The 13,679-nt window shown below is 73.0% G+C and carries 13 protein-coding genes; 9 read left to right on the top strand and 4 right to left on the bottom strand.

Annotated elements, in window-relative coordinates; all coding sequences use genetic code 11:
- Window positions 1–81: 81 nt before the first annotated feature.
- The 6 genes from O7597_RS28445 to O7597_RS28420 are packed head-to-tail and all read left to right on the top strand — an operon-like array spanning window position 82 to window position 6,747.
- On the top strand, window positions 82–1,131 hold the full coding sequence (locus O7597_RS28445; protein WP_281583338.1) for a zinc-binding alcohol dehydrogenase: 1,050 nt from the start codon (window positions 82–84) through the stop codon (window positions 1,129–1,131).
- Between the two features lie 4 nt (window positions 1,132–1,135).
- Window positions 1,136–2,704 carry an amidohydrolase family protein gene (locus O7597_RS28440; protein ID WP_281581269.1) on the top strand — a complete coding sequence of 523 codons (1,569 nt, stop codon included), beginning with the start codon at window positions 1,136–1,138 and terminating at the stop codon, window positions 2,702–2,704.
- Window positions 2,701–4,278: a lysine 5,6-aminomutase subunit alpha gene (locus O7597_RS28435; protein WP_269741767.1), complete on the top strand. Its 1,578-nt coding sequence runs from the start codon at window positions 2,701–2,703 to the stop codon at window positions 4,276–4,278. Before O7597_RS28440 ends, O7597_RS28435 begins: the two co-directional genes overlap by 4 nt.
- The gene (locus O7597_RS28430; RefSeq protein WP_281581268.1) at window positions 4,275–5,030 is read left to right on the top strand and encodes an OAM dimerization domain-containing protein; all 756 of its coding nucleotides are present in this window, start codon (window positions 4,275–4,277) and stop codon (window positions 5,028–5,030) included. Before O7597_RS28435 ends, O7597_RS28430 begins: the two co-directional genes overlap by 4 nt.
- Window positions 5,027–5,419, top strand: a complete 393-nt coding sequence (locus O7597_RS28425) for a hotdog domain-containing protein (protein ID WP_269741765.1) — start codon at window positions 5,027–5,029, stop codon at window positions 5,417–5,419. The genes O7597_RS28430 and O7597_RS28425 overlap by 4 nt, the downstream gene beginning before the upstream one ends.
- Window positions 5,416–6,747, top strand: coding sequence for a glutamate mutase L (locus O7597_RS28420; RefSeq protein ID WP_281581267.1), 1,332 nt, complete (start codon window positions 5,416–5,418; stop codon window positions 6,745–6,747). The genes O7597_RS28425 and O7597_RS28420 overlap by 4 nt, the downstream gene beginning before the upstream one ends.
- Before the next feature lie 322 nt (window positions 6,748–7,069).
- Here the strand turns inward: O7597_RS28420 and O7597_RS28415 are convergent, their stop codons facing one another.
- Window positions 7,070–7,765, bottom strand: coding sequence for an XRE family transcriptional regulator (locus tag O7597_RS28415; protein WP_281581266.1), 696 nt, complete (start codon window positions 7,763–7,765; stop codon window positions 7,070–7,072).
- A gap of 223 nt (window positions 7,766–7,988) precedes the next feature.
- Between O7597_RS28415 and lnt the strand changes: the two genes are divergently transcribed.
- From lnt to O7597_RS28400, 3 genes are all read left to right on the top strand, one after another.
- Window positions 7,989–9,575 (top strand): apolipoprotein N-acyltransferase, encoded by a 1,587-nt coding sequence (gene lnt / locus O7597_RS28410; protein WP_281583337.1) that lies wholly within the window; start codon window positions 7,989–7,991, stop codon window positions 9,573–9,575.
- A gap of 10 nt (window positions 9,576–9,585) precedes the next feature.
- Window positions 9,586–10,395 (top strand): polyprenol monophosphomannose synthase, encoded by an 810-nt coding sequence (locus O7597_RS28405; RefSeq protein WP_281581265.1) that lies wholly within the window; start codon window positions 9,586–9,588, stop codon window positions 10,393–10,395.
- A gap of 148 nt (window positions 10,396–10,543) precedes the next feature.
- Window positions 10,544–11,095, top strand: coding sequence for an FxsA family protein (locus O7597_RS28400; RefSeq protein WP_281581264.1), 552 nt, complete (start codon window positions 10,544–10,546; stop codon window positions 11,093–11,095).
- A gap of 55 nt (window positions 11,096–11,150) precedes the next feature.
- Here O7597_RS28400 and O7597_RS28395 read toward each other — a convergent pair whose 3' ends face one another.
- The 3 genes from O7597_RS28395 to O7597_RS28385 all read right to left on the bottom strand — a co-directional run bounded on the left by O7597_RS28395 (window position 11,151) and on the right by O7597_RS28385 (window position 13,665).
- Complete coding sequence (locus O7597_RS28395) at window positions 11,151–11,492, bottom strand: RNA polymerase-binding protein RbpA (RefSeq protein ID WP_046564157.1); 342 nt, start codon at window positions 11,490–11,492, stop codon at window positions 11,151–11,153.
- Window positions 11,493–11,770: 278 nt separating this feature from the next.
- Entirely contained in the window at window positions 11,771–12,364 is a 594-nt protein-coding gene (locus tag O7597_RS28390; RefSeq protein ID WP_281581263.1) for a pyridoxamine 5'-phosphate oxidase family protein, read from the bottom strand.
- Between the two features lie 122 nt (window positions 12,365–12,486).
- Window positions 12,487–13,665, bottom strand: coding sequence for a hypothetical protein (locus tag O7597_RS28385; protein WP_281581262.1), 1,179 nt, complete (start codon window positions 13,663–13,665; stop codon window positions 12,487–12,489).
- Window positions 13,666–13,679: the final 14 nt, after the last annotated feature.

Raw genomic sequence — 13,679 nt, 5'->3', positions numbered from 1 at the left:
TCTGCCGTAAGTTTTCCCGCCGTGCGAGTCCAAGGCGAGGCTTCAGGCGGCCGGACAGGGGAGGTGGGTGTGACGTCACCGGTGGGTCTGCACCGTGTCGTGGAGCCTGCGGGCGTGTTGCCACAGGCCGCCTGGCGGCTCGACACGCGTCCGGAGATCGCGCCGAACGAGGTGCGGATCCGCGTGGAGCGGCTGAATCTGGACGCGGCGAGTTTCCGGCAGTTGTCCGTCAAGCACGACGGGGACGGCGCCGCGATCCGGGCCGAGGTGCTCGACATCATCTGCGCCCGGGGAAAGATGCAGAACCCGGTGACCGGGTCGGGCGGCATGTTGATCGGCACGGTCGAGGAGGCCGGTCGGCGTTCACCGTTGGGGCTCAAGGCGGGCGAGCGGGTGGCCACACTCGTGTCGTTGACGTTGACCCCGCTGGTGGTCACCGACGGGCTGGCCGGCTGGGACGGGCGCAGTGAGCAGGTGCCGTGTGCGGGGTGGGCGATCCTGTTCGCCCGATCGGTCGCGGCGGTGCTGCCGGAGGACCTGGACCCGCAGCTGTCCCTGGCGGTGCTGGACGTGTGCGGTGCGCCGGCGTTGACGTCGCGGGTGGTGTCCCGGCACGTGGCGGAGCGGGCGGCCGAGGGGGATCCCCGGCCGGTGACGGTGGCGGTGGTCGGCGGCGCGGGCAAGAGCGGTTCGTTGTCGCTGGCGGCGGCGCGGCGGGCCGGTGCGGGCCGGACGGTCGGGGTGGTGCCGGTGGCCGCGGAGCGTGACGCGCTGGTGGCGGCGGGCCTGGCCGATGCGGTGGTGGTGGCCGATGCCCGTGATCCGGTGGCGTTGTCGACGGCGGTGACCTCGGCGTTGGGGGTGCCGGCGGACGTGACGGTGCTGTGCGTGGATGTGCCGGGTTGTGAGCACGGCGCGGTGTTGGCGACGGCGGACGGCGGCACGGTGATCTTCTTCTCGATGGCGACGAGTTTCGCGGCGGCGGCGTTGGGTGCGGAGGGTCTGGCGGCGAACGTGACGATGCTCGTCGGCAACGGGTACGTGCCGGGGCACGCGGAGTTGGCGTTGGGGTTGTTGCGGGGCGAGCCGGGGGTGCGTGGGCTGTTCGAGGCGCGGCTGGCGGCAGACTGAGGCCATGACGAACATCCCCTCGACGTTGTACCGCGCCGGTGTGCTGCACTGCCCGGCGGATCCGTCCGCTACGGCGTTGCTGGTCCGTGACGGGCGGATCGTGTGGCTGGGTTCGGATGCCGACGCGCCGCCGGCCGATCGGGTGGTGGAGCTGGACGGTGCGTTGGTGACGCCGGCTTTCGTGGACGCGCACGTGCATGTCAGCGACACCGGGTTGGTGTTGTCCGGGCTGGATCTGTCCGGGGTGCGTTCGGCTGGTGAGCTGTTGGACGCGGTGTCCGCGTACGCGGCGGGGCTGCCGGTGGACGCGGTGGTGCTGGGGCACGGGTGGGACGAGTCGACGTGGCCGGTGGCGCAGCCGCCGTCGGCCGGGCAGCTGGGTCGGGCGGCGGGCGGTCGGCGGGTGTATCTGTCGCAGGCGTCGATCCATTCGGCGTTGGTGTCGGAGGCGTTGCTGGCGGCGTGTCCGGAGGCGGTGGCCGCGCCGGGGTACGACGGGTCGGGTTGGCTGCGTCGGGACGCGCATCATGTGGTGCGGGCGGTGGCGCGGGCGTCGGTGACGCGGGCGCAGCGGGTGGCGGCGCAGCGGGTGGCGCTGGGGTACGCGGCGTCGGTGGGGATCGCGGCGGTGCACGAGTGCGGTGGGCCGGAGATTTCCGACGAGGAGGATTTCTCCGGCCTGTTGGCGATCTCCGGTGCGGGGGTGCCGGAGGTGTACGGGTACTGGGGTGAGTTGGGTGGTGCGGCGCGGGCGCGGGAGTTGGGGGCGGTCGGTGCCGGTGGTGATCTGTTCGCCGATGGCGCGTTGGGTTCGCGGACGGCGCATCTGTCGCAGCCGTACGCCGACGGTGACGGGTGTGGTCACGGTTATCTGAGCGCGGACCAGGTTCGTGATCATTTGTTGGACTGTGCGGCGCACGGGATGCAGGGCGGGTTCCATGCGATCGGTGACGCGGCCGTGTCGACGGTGCTTGAGGGTTTCGCGGGGGCGGCGCGGCGCCTGGGCACGGATCGGTTGCGGGCGGCGCGGCATCGGGTGGAGCACGCGGAGATCGTGGATCGGCGGTTGATCGCCGGGTTCGTGGAGCACGGGGTGGTGGCGTCGATGCAGCCGGCGTTCGACCGGTTGTGGGGTGGCGCGGGGCGGATGTACGAGACGCGGTTGGGGTTGGCGCGGTCGTTGGCGTCGAATCCGATGGGTGCGATGCATGGTGTCGGGGTGGCGTTGGCGTTCGGGTCGGATTCGCCGGTGACGCCGTTGGATCCGTGGGGGTCGGTGCGGGCGGCGGTGGCGCATCACAATCCGGTTCAGCGGATGAGTGTGCGGGCGGCGTTCGCGGCGCACACCCGGGGTGGTTGGCGGGCGGTGCATCTGGACAGCGAGGGGGTGCTGGCGTTGGGTGCGCCGGCGACGTTCGCGGTGTGGTCCACGCCGGCCGGGGTGGAGCGGGGGTTGCCGGTGTTGCAGGCCGCTGATCCGGAGGCGCGTGGTGCGGATGATCCGACGCCGTTGCCGGTGTGCCGGCGCACGGTGCTGCGCGGTGAGGTGATCTATGAGGAAGGGTCCGCGTGACGGGGAAGCTTGACCTGGATCCGGTGCTGGTGGCGCGGGCGCGGGAGTTGGCGCGGCGGGCCGGTCGACCGGTGGTGGAGTTGGCGCGTGGTCACACCACGGTGTCGGTGGAGCGGGCGGTGTTGCGGCTGGCCGGGGTGGCCGGTGCGGATCCGGACGGCATTCCGTGGGTGAACCGGCTGGTGGACGCGGTGGTGGCGGATGTGGGTCTGGGTCACGGGGTGGCGTTGCCGGTGTTCGACGCTTTGGCGCGCGAGCAGATCAGTGACGTGACGCTGCTGGCGCAGAAGGCTGCCGCCGGTTCGGTGCGGTTCGCCGTTCCCGCTGGGCGGGCGGCTACCGCGGCTCGGCGGGCGGCTCGGCGGGCGGTTGGTGCGGGGATTCGGCGCATCGATCGGCGTCGCGTGGAGCGGGACCGTCTGGTGCGGCGGTTCGGTGATCCGCCGCGGCGGCCGTGGATCTATCTGATCGTGGCGACCGGGGACATCTACGAGGACATTCCGCAGGCGCAGGCGGCGGCGCGGGCGGGTGCGGATGTGATCGCGGTGATCCGGTCGACGGGGCAGTCGCTGCTGGACTACGTGCCGGAGGGCGCTACCCGGGAGGGGTTCGCGGGCACGTATGCGACGCAGGAGAACTTCCGGTTGATGCGGGCGGCGTTGGACGTGTCGTCGAAGGAGTTGGGGCGGTATGTGCGGCTGACGAACTACGCGTCGGGGTTGTGCATGCCGGAGATGGCGACCCTCGCTGGCCTGGAGCGGTTGGACATGATGCTCAACGACTCGATGTACGGGATCTTGTTCCGGGACATCAATCCGGTGCGTACGTTCGTCGACCAGCGGTTCTCGCGGCAGGTGCACGCGCGGGCGGGGATCATCATCAACACCGGTGAGGACAACTATCTGACCACTGCGGACGCGGTGGACGAGGCGCACACGGTGACGGTGTCGCAGTTGCTCAACGAGTACTTCGCGCATGAGGCGGGGTTGGCGGACTGGCAGTTGGGGCTGGGGCACGCTTTCGAGATCAACCCTGAGGTGCCGGAGTCGTTCCGCCTGGAGTTGGCGCACGCGTTGCTGGCGCGGGAGTTGTTCCCGGATGCGCCGTTGAAGTGGATGCCGCCGACGAAGCACATGACCGGGGACGTGTTCCGGGGGAATCTGCTGGACGGGTTCTTCAATCTGGTGGGCACGATGACCGGGCAGGGGATCCTGCTGGTGGGGATGATGACGGAGGCGGTGGTGACGCCGTGGTTGTCGGATCGGGACATCGCCCTGCAGAACGTGCGGTACGTGCTGGGCGCGGCGGGCGGGTTGCACGAGGATTTCGTGCCGGCTGCGGGTGGGTTCATTCAGCAGCGGGCGAATCGGGTGCTGGCCGAGGCGGTGGAGTTGTTGGAGCGCATCGGTGAGCAGTCGTTGTTGACGGCGATCGCCGAGGGCACGTTCGGGATCATGAAGCGGCCGGCGGATCGGGGTAAGGGTCTGGACGGTGTGGCGCGGCACGAGGTGGGTTACTTCAACCCGGCCACGGAGATCCTGGAGCAGCCGCGAGCCGAGGAGGCCCGGCCGTGACGGGCGGCAGTGTGGTGCGGCCGTACGGGGACACCACCGGTGACGGCATGGTGCAGGTGTCGTTCACGTTGCCGGTGCCGCACGACAAGCGGGCCGAGGGTGCGGCGGTGCAGTTGGCGAACAGGATGGGTATCGATCCGGCGTTGCTGGTGCACGCGAAGCCGATCGGTGACGGGTTCACGTTCTTCGTGGTGTACGGGCGGGTGAACCATCTGGTGGACCTGTCGGCGGTGCGGGTGGTGGAGCGGGACTTTCCGTTGCTGAGCGCCAAGGAGGTCAATGCGGTTGTCAAGCGGCGGTTGCGGCGGAAGTTGTCGGTGGTGGGTGCGTGTATCGGCACGGACGCGCACACGGTGGGCATCGACGCGATCCTGAATGTGAAGGGGATCGCGGGGGAGAAGGGTCTGGAGTACTACCGGGAGTTGTCGGTGACGAACCTGGGTGCGCAGGTGAGTGTGCCGGAGTTGGTGGAAGCGGCGCGGGTGGCGCGGGCGGACGCGGTGCTGGTGTCGCAGGTGGTGACGCAGCGGGATGCGCATCTGCACAACACGCGGGAGATGTCGGCGGCGTTCCGGGAGGCGTTGCCGGCGGGCCGACGACCGTTGTTGATCGTGGGTGGGCCGCGGTTCGACGAGTCGCAGGCCGCCGAGCTGGGGGTGGATCGGATCTTCGGTCGGGGTACGACCCCGGGTGAGGTGGCGTCCTATCTGGTCCATGCGTTGATCACGGGTAGGAGGGCGAGGGTGGCATGACTGACCGTCGGTTGGGTGTGACGGTGACGCATCGACGGTATGTGCCGTACGCGCACGCGCACTATGCGGGTGATCTCGTCGACGGGGCGTACGCGTTGGGGCTGTTCGGGGATGTGGCCACCGAGGTGTGTATCCGTACCGACGGTGACGAGGGGTTGTTCGCGTCGTACTCGGATGTGCAGTTCAAGGCGCCGGTGCGGGCCGGTGACGTGGTGGAGGTGGTGGCGACGGTGACCCGGGTGGGTGCCCGTAGTCGCACCATCGACTTCGAGGCCCGGGTGGTGTGCCGGGGTCGGCCGGATCGGGGTGGGTCGGCGGCGGAGGTGTTGGCTGAGCCGTTGGTGGCGGTGACGGCGACCGGCACGGTGGTCGTGCCCGCAGCGGTGTGAACGTCGCGGTCTGCGCCGACGTCGGTTCGACGTACACGAAGGTGGCGGTGGTCGACCTCGACGGTGGTGGGCTGGTGTCGGCGGCGGCGGCGCCGACCACGGTGGGGTCGGATGTGCTGCACGGCCTGGACGCGGCGGTGGGTGCGGCAACGGCCGGGCTCATGTCGGGTGAGGTGCCGTGGTTGGTGTGCTCGTCGGCGGGTGGCGGATTGCGGCTGGCGGTGATCGGCTACGAGCCGCTGGTGACCGCGCAGGCGGGTCGGCGGGTCGGCCTGTCGGCGGGTGCGGACGTGGTGCACGTGGCGGCGGGGCGGTTGGGTCGGGCGGAGTTGGCGGCGTTGCGGGCGGCCCGCCCGGACGTGGTGCTGCTGGTCGGTGGCACCGACGGCGGGGACGCGGAGACGCTCGCGCACAATGCGACGCGGTTGGCGCGGGCCCGGTGGCGGGTGCCGGTGGTGCTCGCCGGCAACGGTGATGTCCGCGATGACCTGCGTGTGCTGTTGGCCGGGGCGGGGGTGCCGGTGACGGTGGCCGACAATGTGCTGCCCCGCATCGGGGTGTTGGCGCCGGTGTCGGCGCGTGCGGCGATCCGGCAGGTGTTTCTGCGGCATGTGATCGGTGGTAAGGGGTTGTCGCGGGGTGGCCGGTTCACCCGGCTGGTGCGGGCGGCGACGCCGGACGCGGTGTTGTCGGGGGTGGAGGTGCTCGCCGACGTGGCCGGCGGTGACCTGGTGGTCGTCGACGTGGGTGGTGCGACCACGGACGTGTACTCGGTGCTCACTCCGGACGAGCGGGCCGGTGGGCCGGGCCGGGAGGTGGCCGGTGCGTTGTGGCGGGCCCGGACGGTCGAGGGGGATCTGGGTGTGCGGTGGAGCGCGCCGGGGGTGGTGCGGGCGGCCGTGGAGGAACGGCTGGTCGCGGTGGGGGAGGCTGACGGGTTGGCGGCCGAGGCCGCGGTGCGGGCCGCCGATCCCGGGTTCCTGCCGGCGGATGCCGCCGGTCGGGTGGTCGACGCGCGGATCGCGGCGTTGGCGGCGACGGTGGCGTTGCGTCGCCACGCCCGTGGGGTGGGCACCGGTGAGCGGGCCGGTCGGGATCTGCGGGACGTGCGGCTGCTGGTCGGCTCGGGTGGGGTGCTGCGGCACGCCTCGGACAACGACGCGGCCGGGGTGTTGGACGCGGTGTTGACCGATCATGCCGGTGGGTGGGCGTTGCCGAGGGCGGCCCGGCCGGTGGTGGACACCGACTATGTGCTGGCCGCGGCCGGGATGCTGGCCGAGGAGCATGAGGTGGCGGCCCGGGGGTTGCTGCGCTCGCTGCTCGGTTGACCGGGGTGGATGGTCGCGGTGGCCGAGGGTGACGGCGGGGTGGTGGCGCCCCGACACGCCGGATCGGGGCGACGACTCGTCGGGGGTGGGTTGACAAGGTCGGGGGTGGGCCACGTACCGTCTTTGAGTCCTACCACGGGAAGCGGCTGTTGTTCGCTTCGTCCCTTCGTCCGCTGGCCGAGCGACACGGTGCATGTTCAGTCGCGGCGGCCAGGTCCAGCGGGCGGGGGTCGGCGGGGCGGCGCGAACCGGCCGCGGTTACCGGTGTACGGGCAGGATGGGGTGCACGGCCAGTAGACAACGGCCAGGCGGGGACAGCCAGTCACCGTCGGGTCGGTCCGAAGGTCGGCGTGCCGCATTCCGCCGCACCGGCCGGGAGGGGCCTGGGAGCATCGGGGCGCGGCGTATGCCGCGCCCCGACTTCGTCGTGGCCGCTGATGCCGCCGCTGGGGCGGGCACGTACGTGCAGGTGTTCGCCCTGCGGGCCGTACAGGTTGAGCACTTCGGTGGGTTCGGGGCCGGGGTTGGCGACGCAGTGCGGCACCCGGGTGTCGAACTCGGCGACCTCGCCGGGGCTGAGGAGCAGGTCGTGGTCGCCGAGGCGCAGGCGTAGCTGGCCGGAGAGCACGTACAGCCACTCGTAGCCCTCGTGGGACTGTGGTTGCGCGTCGGTGGGGGTGTGTGGCGGCAGGATCTGTTTGAACGCCTGCGGGCCGCCGGTGCGGCGGGTCAGCGGCAGGAATGTCATGCCGTGCCGGACGATGGGGCGGGGGCGGACCCGGGGGTCGCCGACGGCGGGGGTGCCGACCAGTTCGTCCAGGGGCACCTGGTGGGCGCGGGCCAGGGGTAGCAGCAGTTCCAGGGTGGGGCGGCGCTGCCCGGATTCGAGCCGGGACAGGGTGCTCACCGAGATGCCGGTGGTGTCGGCGAGTTCGTTCAGGGTGGTGCCGCGTTGTTTGCGGAGGGCTCGCAGTCGGGGTCCGACCGCTGCCAGCACCGCCGCCTCCTCGTTTGCCACATCGGCAACATTACTTGTCGATTGTCGCGGCTGGCCGTGGGCTGTGCGGCAGGCCGGCCGCCGCTGACGGTCGCCTGCCACCGACCGGCCATCCGGGCAGGCGGGCGGGCGGGCGGGCGGGTGGTGCCGGCGGGCGGGTAGCCTTCGGCGCGTGATCGCGTCCGACCCGCCCGTGACGACCGTGGACCGCGCCGCCGGGCCCGAACCGCCGCCGCCCGGTCCGGTGCCGGCGGGCCTGGTGCGCCTGCCGGTGGCCGTCGCCATGGCGGTGGTCGCCGGCCTGGCGTTGCTGCTGGCCTTTCCGCCGTACGGGTGGTGGCCGCTGGCGCCGGTCGGGGTGGCGTTGCTGGCCGCCGCGACCCACCGGCGGCGGCTGCGGGCCGGCGCCGGTCTGGGTTTCCTGACCGGTCTGACCCTGTTCGCGCCGTTGCTGGCCTGGACGAACCTGCACACCGGCTACCTGCCGTGGGTGCTGCTGTCGCTGTTGCAGGCCGGCTACCTGGCGGTGCTGGGGCTGGCCGCGGCGTGGGTGTCGCCGCTGGTCGACCGGTTTGCGGCGATGTGGCCGGCGGTGACCGGCGTGCTGTGGGTGGGGCAGGAGGCGCTGCGCGACCGGACACCGTTCGGCGGGTTCCCGTGGGGCCGGTTGGCGTTCGGCCAGGACGAGTCGCCGCTGCTGCGGCTGGCCGCGCTCGGCGGTGCGCCGCTGGTGACGTTCGCGGTGGCGCTGGCCGGTGGATCGCTGGTCGCCGGGGCGTGGTGGACGGTCCGGGCGCGCCGTGGCGGCGGCGGTGCCCGGCGGTGGGTGCCGGCGGCCGGGTGCGCCGCGGCGGTGCTGCTGCTGCTCGCCGGTGGGCTGGCGGTGCCGGTGTCCAGCACCCGTGACGCGGCGGGCGTGACGGTGGCGATCGTGCAGGGCAACGTGCCGCGACTCGGGTTGGACTTCAACGCCCAGCGGCAGGCCGTGCTCGACAACCACGTCGAGGCCACCATCGCGCTGGCCGGTGAGGTCGCCGCCGGCACCCGGCCCCGACCGGACCTGGTGGTGTGGCCGGAGAACTCCAGCGACATCGACCCGCTGCGCAACGCGTCGGCGGGCGCGCGGATCTCCGCTGCCGCGGACGCCGTCGGGGTGCCGATCCTGGTCGGTGCCGTGCTGCGCGGGCCGGAGCGGGGGCAGGTGCGCAACGCCGGGGTGCTGTGGCGTCCGGGCAGCGGCGCCGACCTGGAGCAGCTGTACGTCAAGCGTCATCCGGTGCCGTTCGCCGAGTACGTGCCGCTGCGCCGGATCGCCCGGATGGTCAGCGACCAGGTCGACCGGGTGCGGGCCGACTTCGTGGCCGGTACCGAGCCGGGAGTGATCGACAGCGGGCCGGCGGTGCTCGGGGACGTGATCTGCTTCGAGGTCGCCTACGACGGGCTGGTCCGCGACACCGTCGTCGGTGGGGCGCAGCTGCTGGTGGTGCAGACGAACAACGCCACCTTCGACGAGGCCGAGGCGCGTCAGCAGCTGGCCATGGTGCGGCTGCGGGCGGTCGAGCACGGGCGTGCGGCGTTGATGGCCTCCACGGTCGGGGTGTCCGGGTTCGTCACCCCGGACGGGCGGGTAAGCGACGCCACCGGGTTCAACACCCGCGCGGTCGTGGTGCGGCAGCTGCGGCTGACCGAGGGACGCACGCTGGCCACCCGGGTCGGGGTGCTGCCGGAGGTGGTGCTGGCGGGGCTGGCCGTGGCCGCGGTGGTCGGCGCGGCGGTGCTGCGGCGTCGGCGGGACGGCCGGCCCGTACCGGGGGCCGCCCACCCGGGGTGAGGGGGCAACGGTGGTACGCGGAACCGACATCCGTCCGGTGACGACCGGGGTGCCCGGTGTGGGTCGGGTGCTGGTGGTGATTCCCACCTACAACGAGGCTGACAACGTCACGGCGATCGTGCGGCGGGTCCGGCGGGCCGCGCCGCAGGTGGAGATTCTCGTCGCCGACGACAACAGCCCCGACGGCACGGGTGTGATCGCCGAGGGCATCGCCCGCGCCGACGCGCGGGTGCACGTGCTGCACCGGGAGGGGAAGCAGGGACTCGGTGCGGCGTATCTGGCGGGGTTCGCGTGGGCGCGGCGGCGTGGCTTCGACGCGGTGGTCGAGATGGACGCCGACGGCTCGCACGCCCCGGAGGACCTGCCGGCGTTGCTGGCCGCGGCCCGGGACGCCGACGTGGTGATCGGATCGCGGTGGACCCGGGGTGCCCGGGTGGTGAACTGGCCGCTGCGGCGGCTGCTGCTGTCGCGGTGCGGCAACCTGTACGCACGGCTGGCGTTGGGGATGCCGGTCGCCGACGCCACCGGCGGCTACCGGGTCTACCGGGCCGGGGTGCTGGACGCCCTGGACCTGGACTCGGTGTGTTCGCAGGGGTACTCGTTCCAGGTGGAGTTGTCGCGGCTGGCGCATAGGGCGGGAGCGCGGATCGTGGAGGTGCCGATCACCTTCGCCGAGCGGGAGCGTGGCGCCAGCAAGATGAGCCCGCTGATCGTCGTCGAGGCGCTGTGGCGCATCACCGGCTGGGCGGTGCGCGACCGGCGTACGGCGGTGCGGCGTGGCATGCGGGCGGCCACGGCCGGACAGGCGCGGTGGCCCTGAGAGCGACCCGGCCGGGTCGGCGGCGACGCTGCCGGTGCGGCTCCGCGAGCCTGCGCTGAGCGGCGGCGTGTCATGCTGGACGGACGGGACGGCTGCGCCCGCCGGGCGGGGCCGAGATGACGAGGCGCCGTGAGGCGGTTGGGGTGAGATGCGCCGAGCACTGAGGTTCGTACCGTTGGCTCTGCTGGTGTCCGCGGCCGTGGAGATCGCCGTGTTCGTGGTGGTGGGTCGGGCGCTCGGGTTCGGTGCGGCGACGCTGCTGGTGTTCGCGGCCTCGCTGCTGGGCCTGGTCTTGCTGCGCCGGGAGGGTGTGCGGGCGTGGCGGGGTTTCCGGGAGGCCGCGCAGTCGGGTCGGCCGCCGGGTCGGCAGGTGACCGACGGGCTGGTGGGGCTGCTCGGTGCGCTGCTGCTGGCGACCCCGGGTCTGGTCAGCGGCCTGGTGGGGGTGCTGCTGCTGGTGCCGCCGGTGCGCCGGTTGGCCCGGGGTGGGGTGCAGCGGGCCGCGGAGCGCCGGGTGTCGTCGATGACCGCCGGTGACCTGTTCGGCCCTCGCCGGGTGCGGGTGTACCGGGGTGGGCCGCAGCAGCCGGGGCAGGCTCCGCCGCCGCAGGCACCGACGACGTCGCCGCGGACGTCTGCCACGGGGACGCGTCCGGCGGAGGGCGAGGCCATCGAGGGTGAGATCGTCGAACCACGCTGACGCACAAACGAAACGGTGCCCCCGGGATTCCCGGGGGCACCGTTGACGTATCGGGTCAGGCGCGACCGCGACGGGTACGAACCTCCTGCAGCCGTTCGGCCAGGATGTCCTCCAGCTCGGCGATCGAACGTCGCTCCAGCAGCATGTCCCAGTGGGTACGCGGCGGCTTGGCCTTCTTCTGCTCCGGCTCGCTGCCGTCGACCAGCCGGGCCACGCTGCCGTCGAACTTGCACTCCCAGGTGGTCGGCACCTCGGCGTCGACGGCGAACGGCACCTCGAACTGGTGACCCTTGGCGCACAGGTACTCGCGGGTCTGCCGCGGCGCGAGCTCCGTGTTGCGGTCGGATTCGTAGCTGACCGCGCCCAGCCGGCTTCCGCGCAGCATACGCTCGCCCATGATCGACTTCCCCTCTTCGGTGGTGCAGGTCCTAACGGTGTAACGGTCCGTCTCCGCCGGGTCATTCCCGATCCCGGGCCTCGACAACCCGTACACCCGGTGCGCAGTCCAGGGTAGCCGGCCATCACGTACGCCCGGCGGGGGTCGTCCCGGCCGGGTCGTCTCGGCGGACCGTCACCGCCAGCGGGAATGGTAACCGGCCGAGGTCTCGGTGCGGCGACGCGGCGGGTCGACGCGCCGGGCCGGGCCGCGCCGGTGCCGTAGTGCACCCGGTGCGGTCAGCCGGTCCGCGGCGTCGGCGGCAGCGGCAACGGCAGGCCCGGCAGGCCGTCGATGCTGGTGGCGATGTCGTCCTTGCCGGCGAAATAGGCGTCCAGTGAGGTGTCGTCCTCCCGGGCGAACCGGCGGGCGTGCAGGTCCCGGTCACTGTCGTAGGTCATGAACGGCACCGCGTAGCCGCAGGTGTCGCGGATCAGCCGGGCGCGCACCACGATGACCGCCCGCAGGCCGTGCGCAGTGGTGTCGATGTCCGGGAAGTGCGTCAGCAGGTCCGGGAAGCGGGGGTCGTCGCGGAACACCGGTTCACCCTGGCCGTGTATCCGCACGATGTTCGGCGGGCCGGCGAAGGCGCACCACATCAGCGTGATCCTGCCGTTCTCCCGCAGGTGGGCGATGGTCTCGGCGTTGCTGCCGGCGAAGTCCAGATAGGCCACCGTCTGCTCGTCGAGGACGGCGAGGCAGCCGCGCAGGCCCTTCGGGGAGAGGTTGACGGTGCCGTCGCCGGCCAGCGGCGCGGTCGCGGTGAAGAACATCGGCTGTGCCTCGATGAACTCCCGCAGCCGCCCTTCGATGCGCTTATGCGTCTTACCCATGCCGCCATCCTCCCCCACCCCGGCCCGCCGATCATGCAGTTATGGCGGTCAATTTGTCCGACCTGAGCGCTTTCTGGGGTGCCGCAACTGCATGATCGGCGCGGGACGGGGGAGGGCGGAGGTCAGCGGGCGGGACGGGTGAGGGCGGTGGCCAGGTCGGCGACCTGGGCGGCGAGTTGGGCCACCCGCTCGCGGGCGTCGTCGCGGTCGGCCTCGGTGGCGCGAAGGCGTACCGTGAGCTCACTCACCCGGCTCTCGGCGGCGCCGAGGGTCGCCCGCAGGCCGGTCAGCTCCGCACCCAACTGCTCGACGCGGGCGGCCAGCGCGACCTGCTCCTTGCCGGCCTGCCGGGCCTGCGTTTGCGCGTGCTCCCGGTCGGCGTCGGCCTGCGCCCGGGCCTGCTCCGCCCGCTCGGCCTCCGTTCGGGCCGAGGCCGCCTCCGTCCGCGCCCGTTCGGCCTCCGCCCGAGCCTGCGCAGCCTCGGCCCGCGCCTGCTCGGTCTCCGTCCGGGCCCGCTCGGCCTGCGCGTGGGCTCGCTCGGCCGCGGCCCGCGTCTGGTCCATCTCGGCCCGCAGCCGGTCGACCTCGGCGAGGGCCGCCGCGGCGGTGTCGGCGGCCCGCTGCGCGTCGGTACGGGCGGCGTCGCGTTCCGCGGTCAGGTCGCCACCGCGACGGCGTTCGGCGGCCAGGTCGGACCGTGCCGAGCTGACCTGGGCGCGGGCGGCGTCCCGGTCCGCCTCGGCCTGGAGCCGCAACGCCTGCGCGGCGGCGGCCTCCCGCCGCGCCTCGTCCCGGGCGGTCTGCGCATCCTGCGCCCGGTTCACCGCTGCTTCGGCCTGCTCGGCCGCGCGGGTGGCCTCGTCGCGGGCGCTGTCGCGCTCGACGGTCGCCGCCTGGGCCTGCCGACGCTGCCGCTCGGCCTGGGCGGCGGCGTCCTCGGCGGCCCGCAGCGCCTCGTCGCGTTCGGTCTGCGCCGCCGCGATCTCCCCGGCGGTCTCCGCACGCAGCTGTGACAGCTGCCGCTGCACCCCGGCGGGAGACAACTCGGCGTGCAGCGCCTCGGTCAGGGTGGCCACGATCTGGTCGAGCCGGTCCACCGCCTCCCAGGTCCGGGCCACCTGCCCGGGCAGGCCCGGGGCGTTGCGGTGCCGCATCCGGCTGTTACGGGAGGCCCGCTGGCAGGCACCGTCGTTGTCCCGGCAGTACCGGAACGGGCGGCCGGCGCCGGCCCGCTGCGGCACGTCGCGCCCACAGTGGGCGCAGGGGCGGGTCTCGGCGGCTGAAGTCGACTCAACGTCCATCGAGCGGGCAGTCT

Source organism: Verrucosispora sp. WMMC514, assembly GCF_027497295.1.
Lineage (GTDB): Bacteria > Actinomycetota > Actinomycetes > Mycobacteriales > Micromonosporaceae > Micromonospora > Micromonospora palythoicola.
This window is presented reverse-complemented; position numbering and strand designations above follow the sequence as displayed.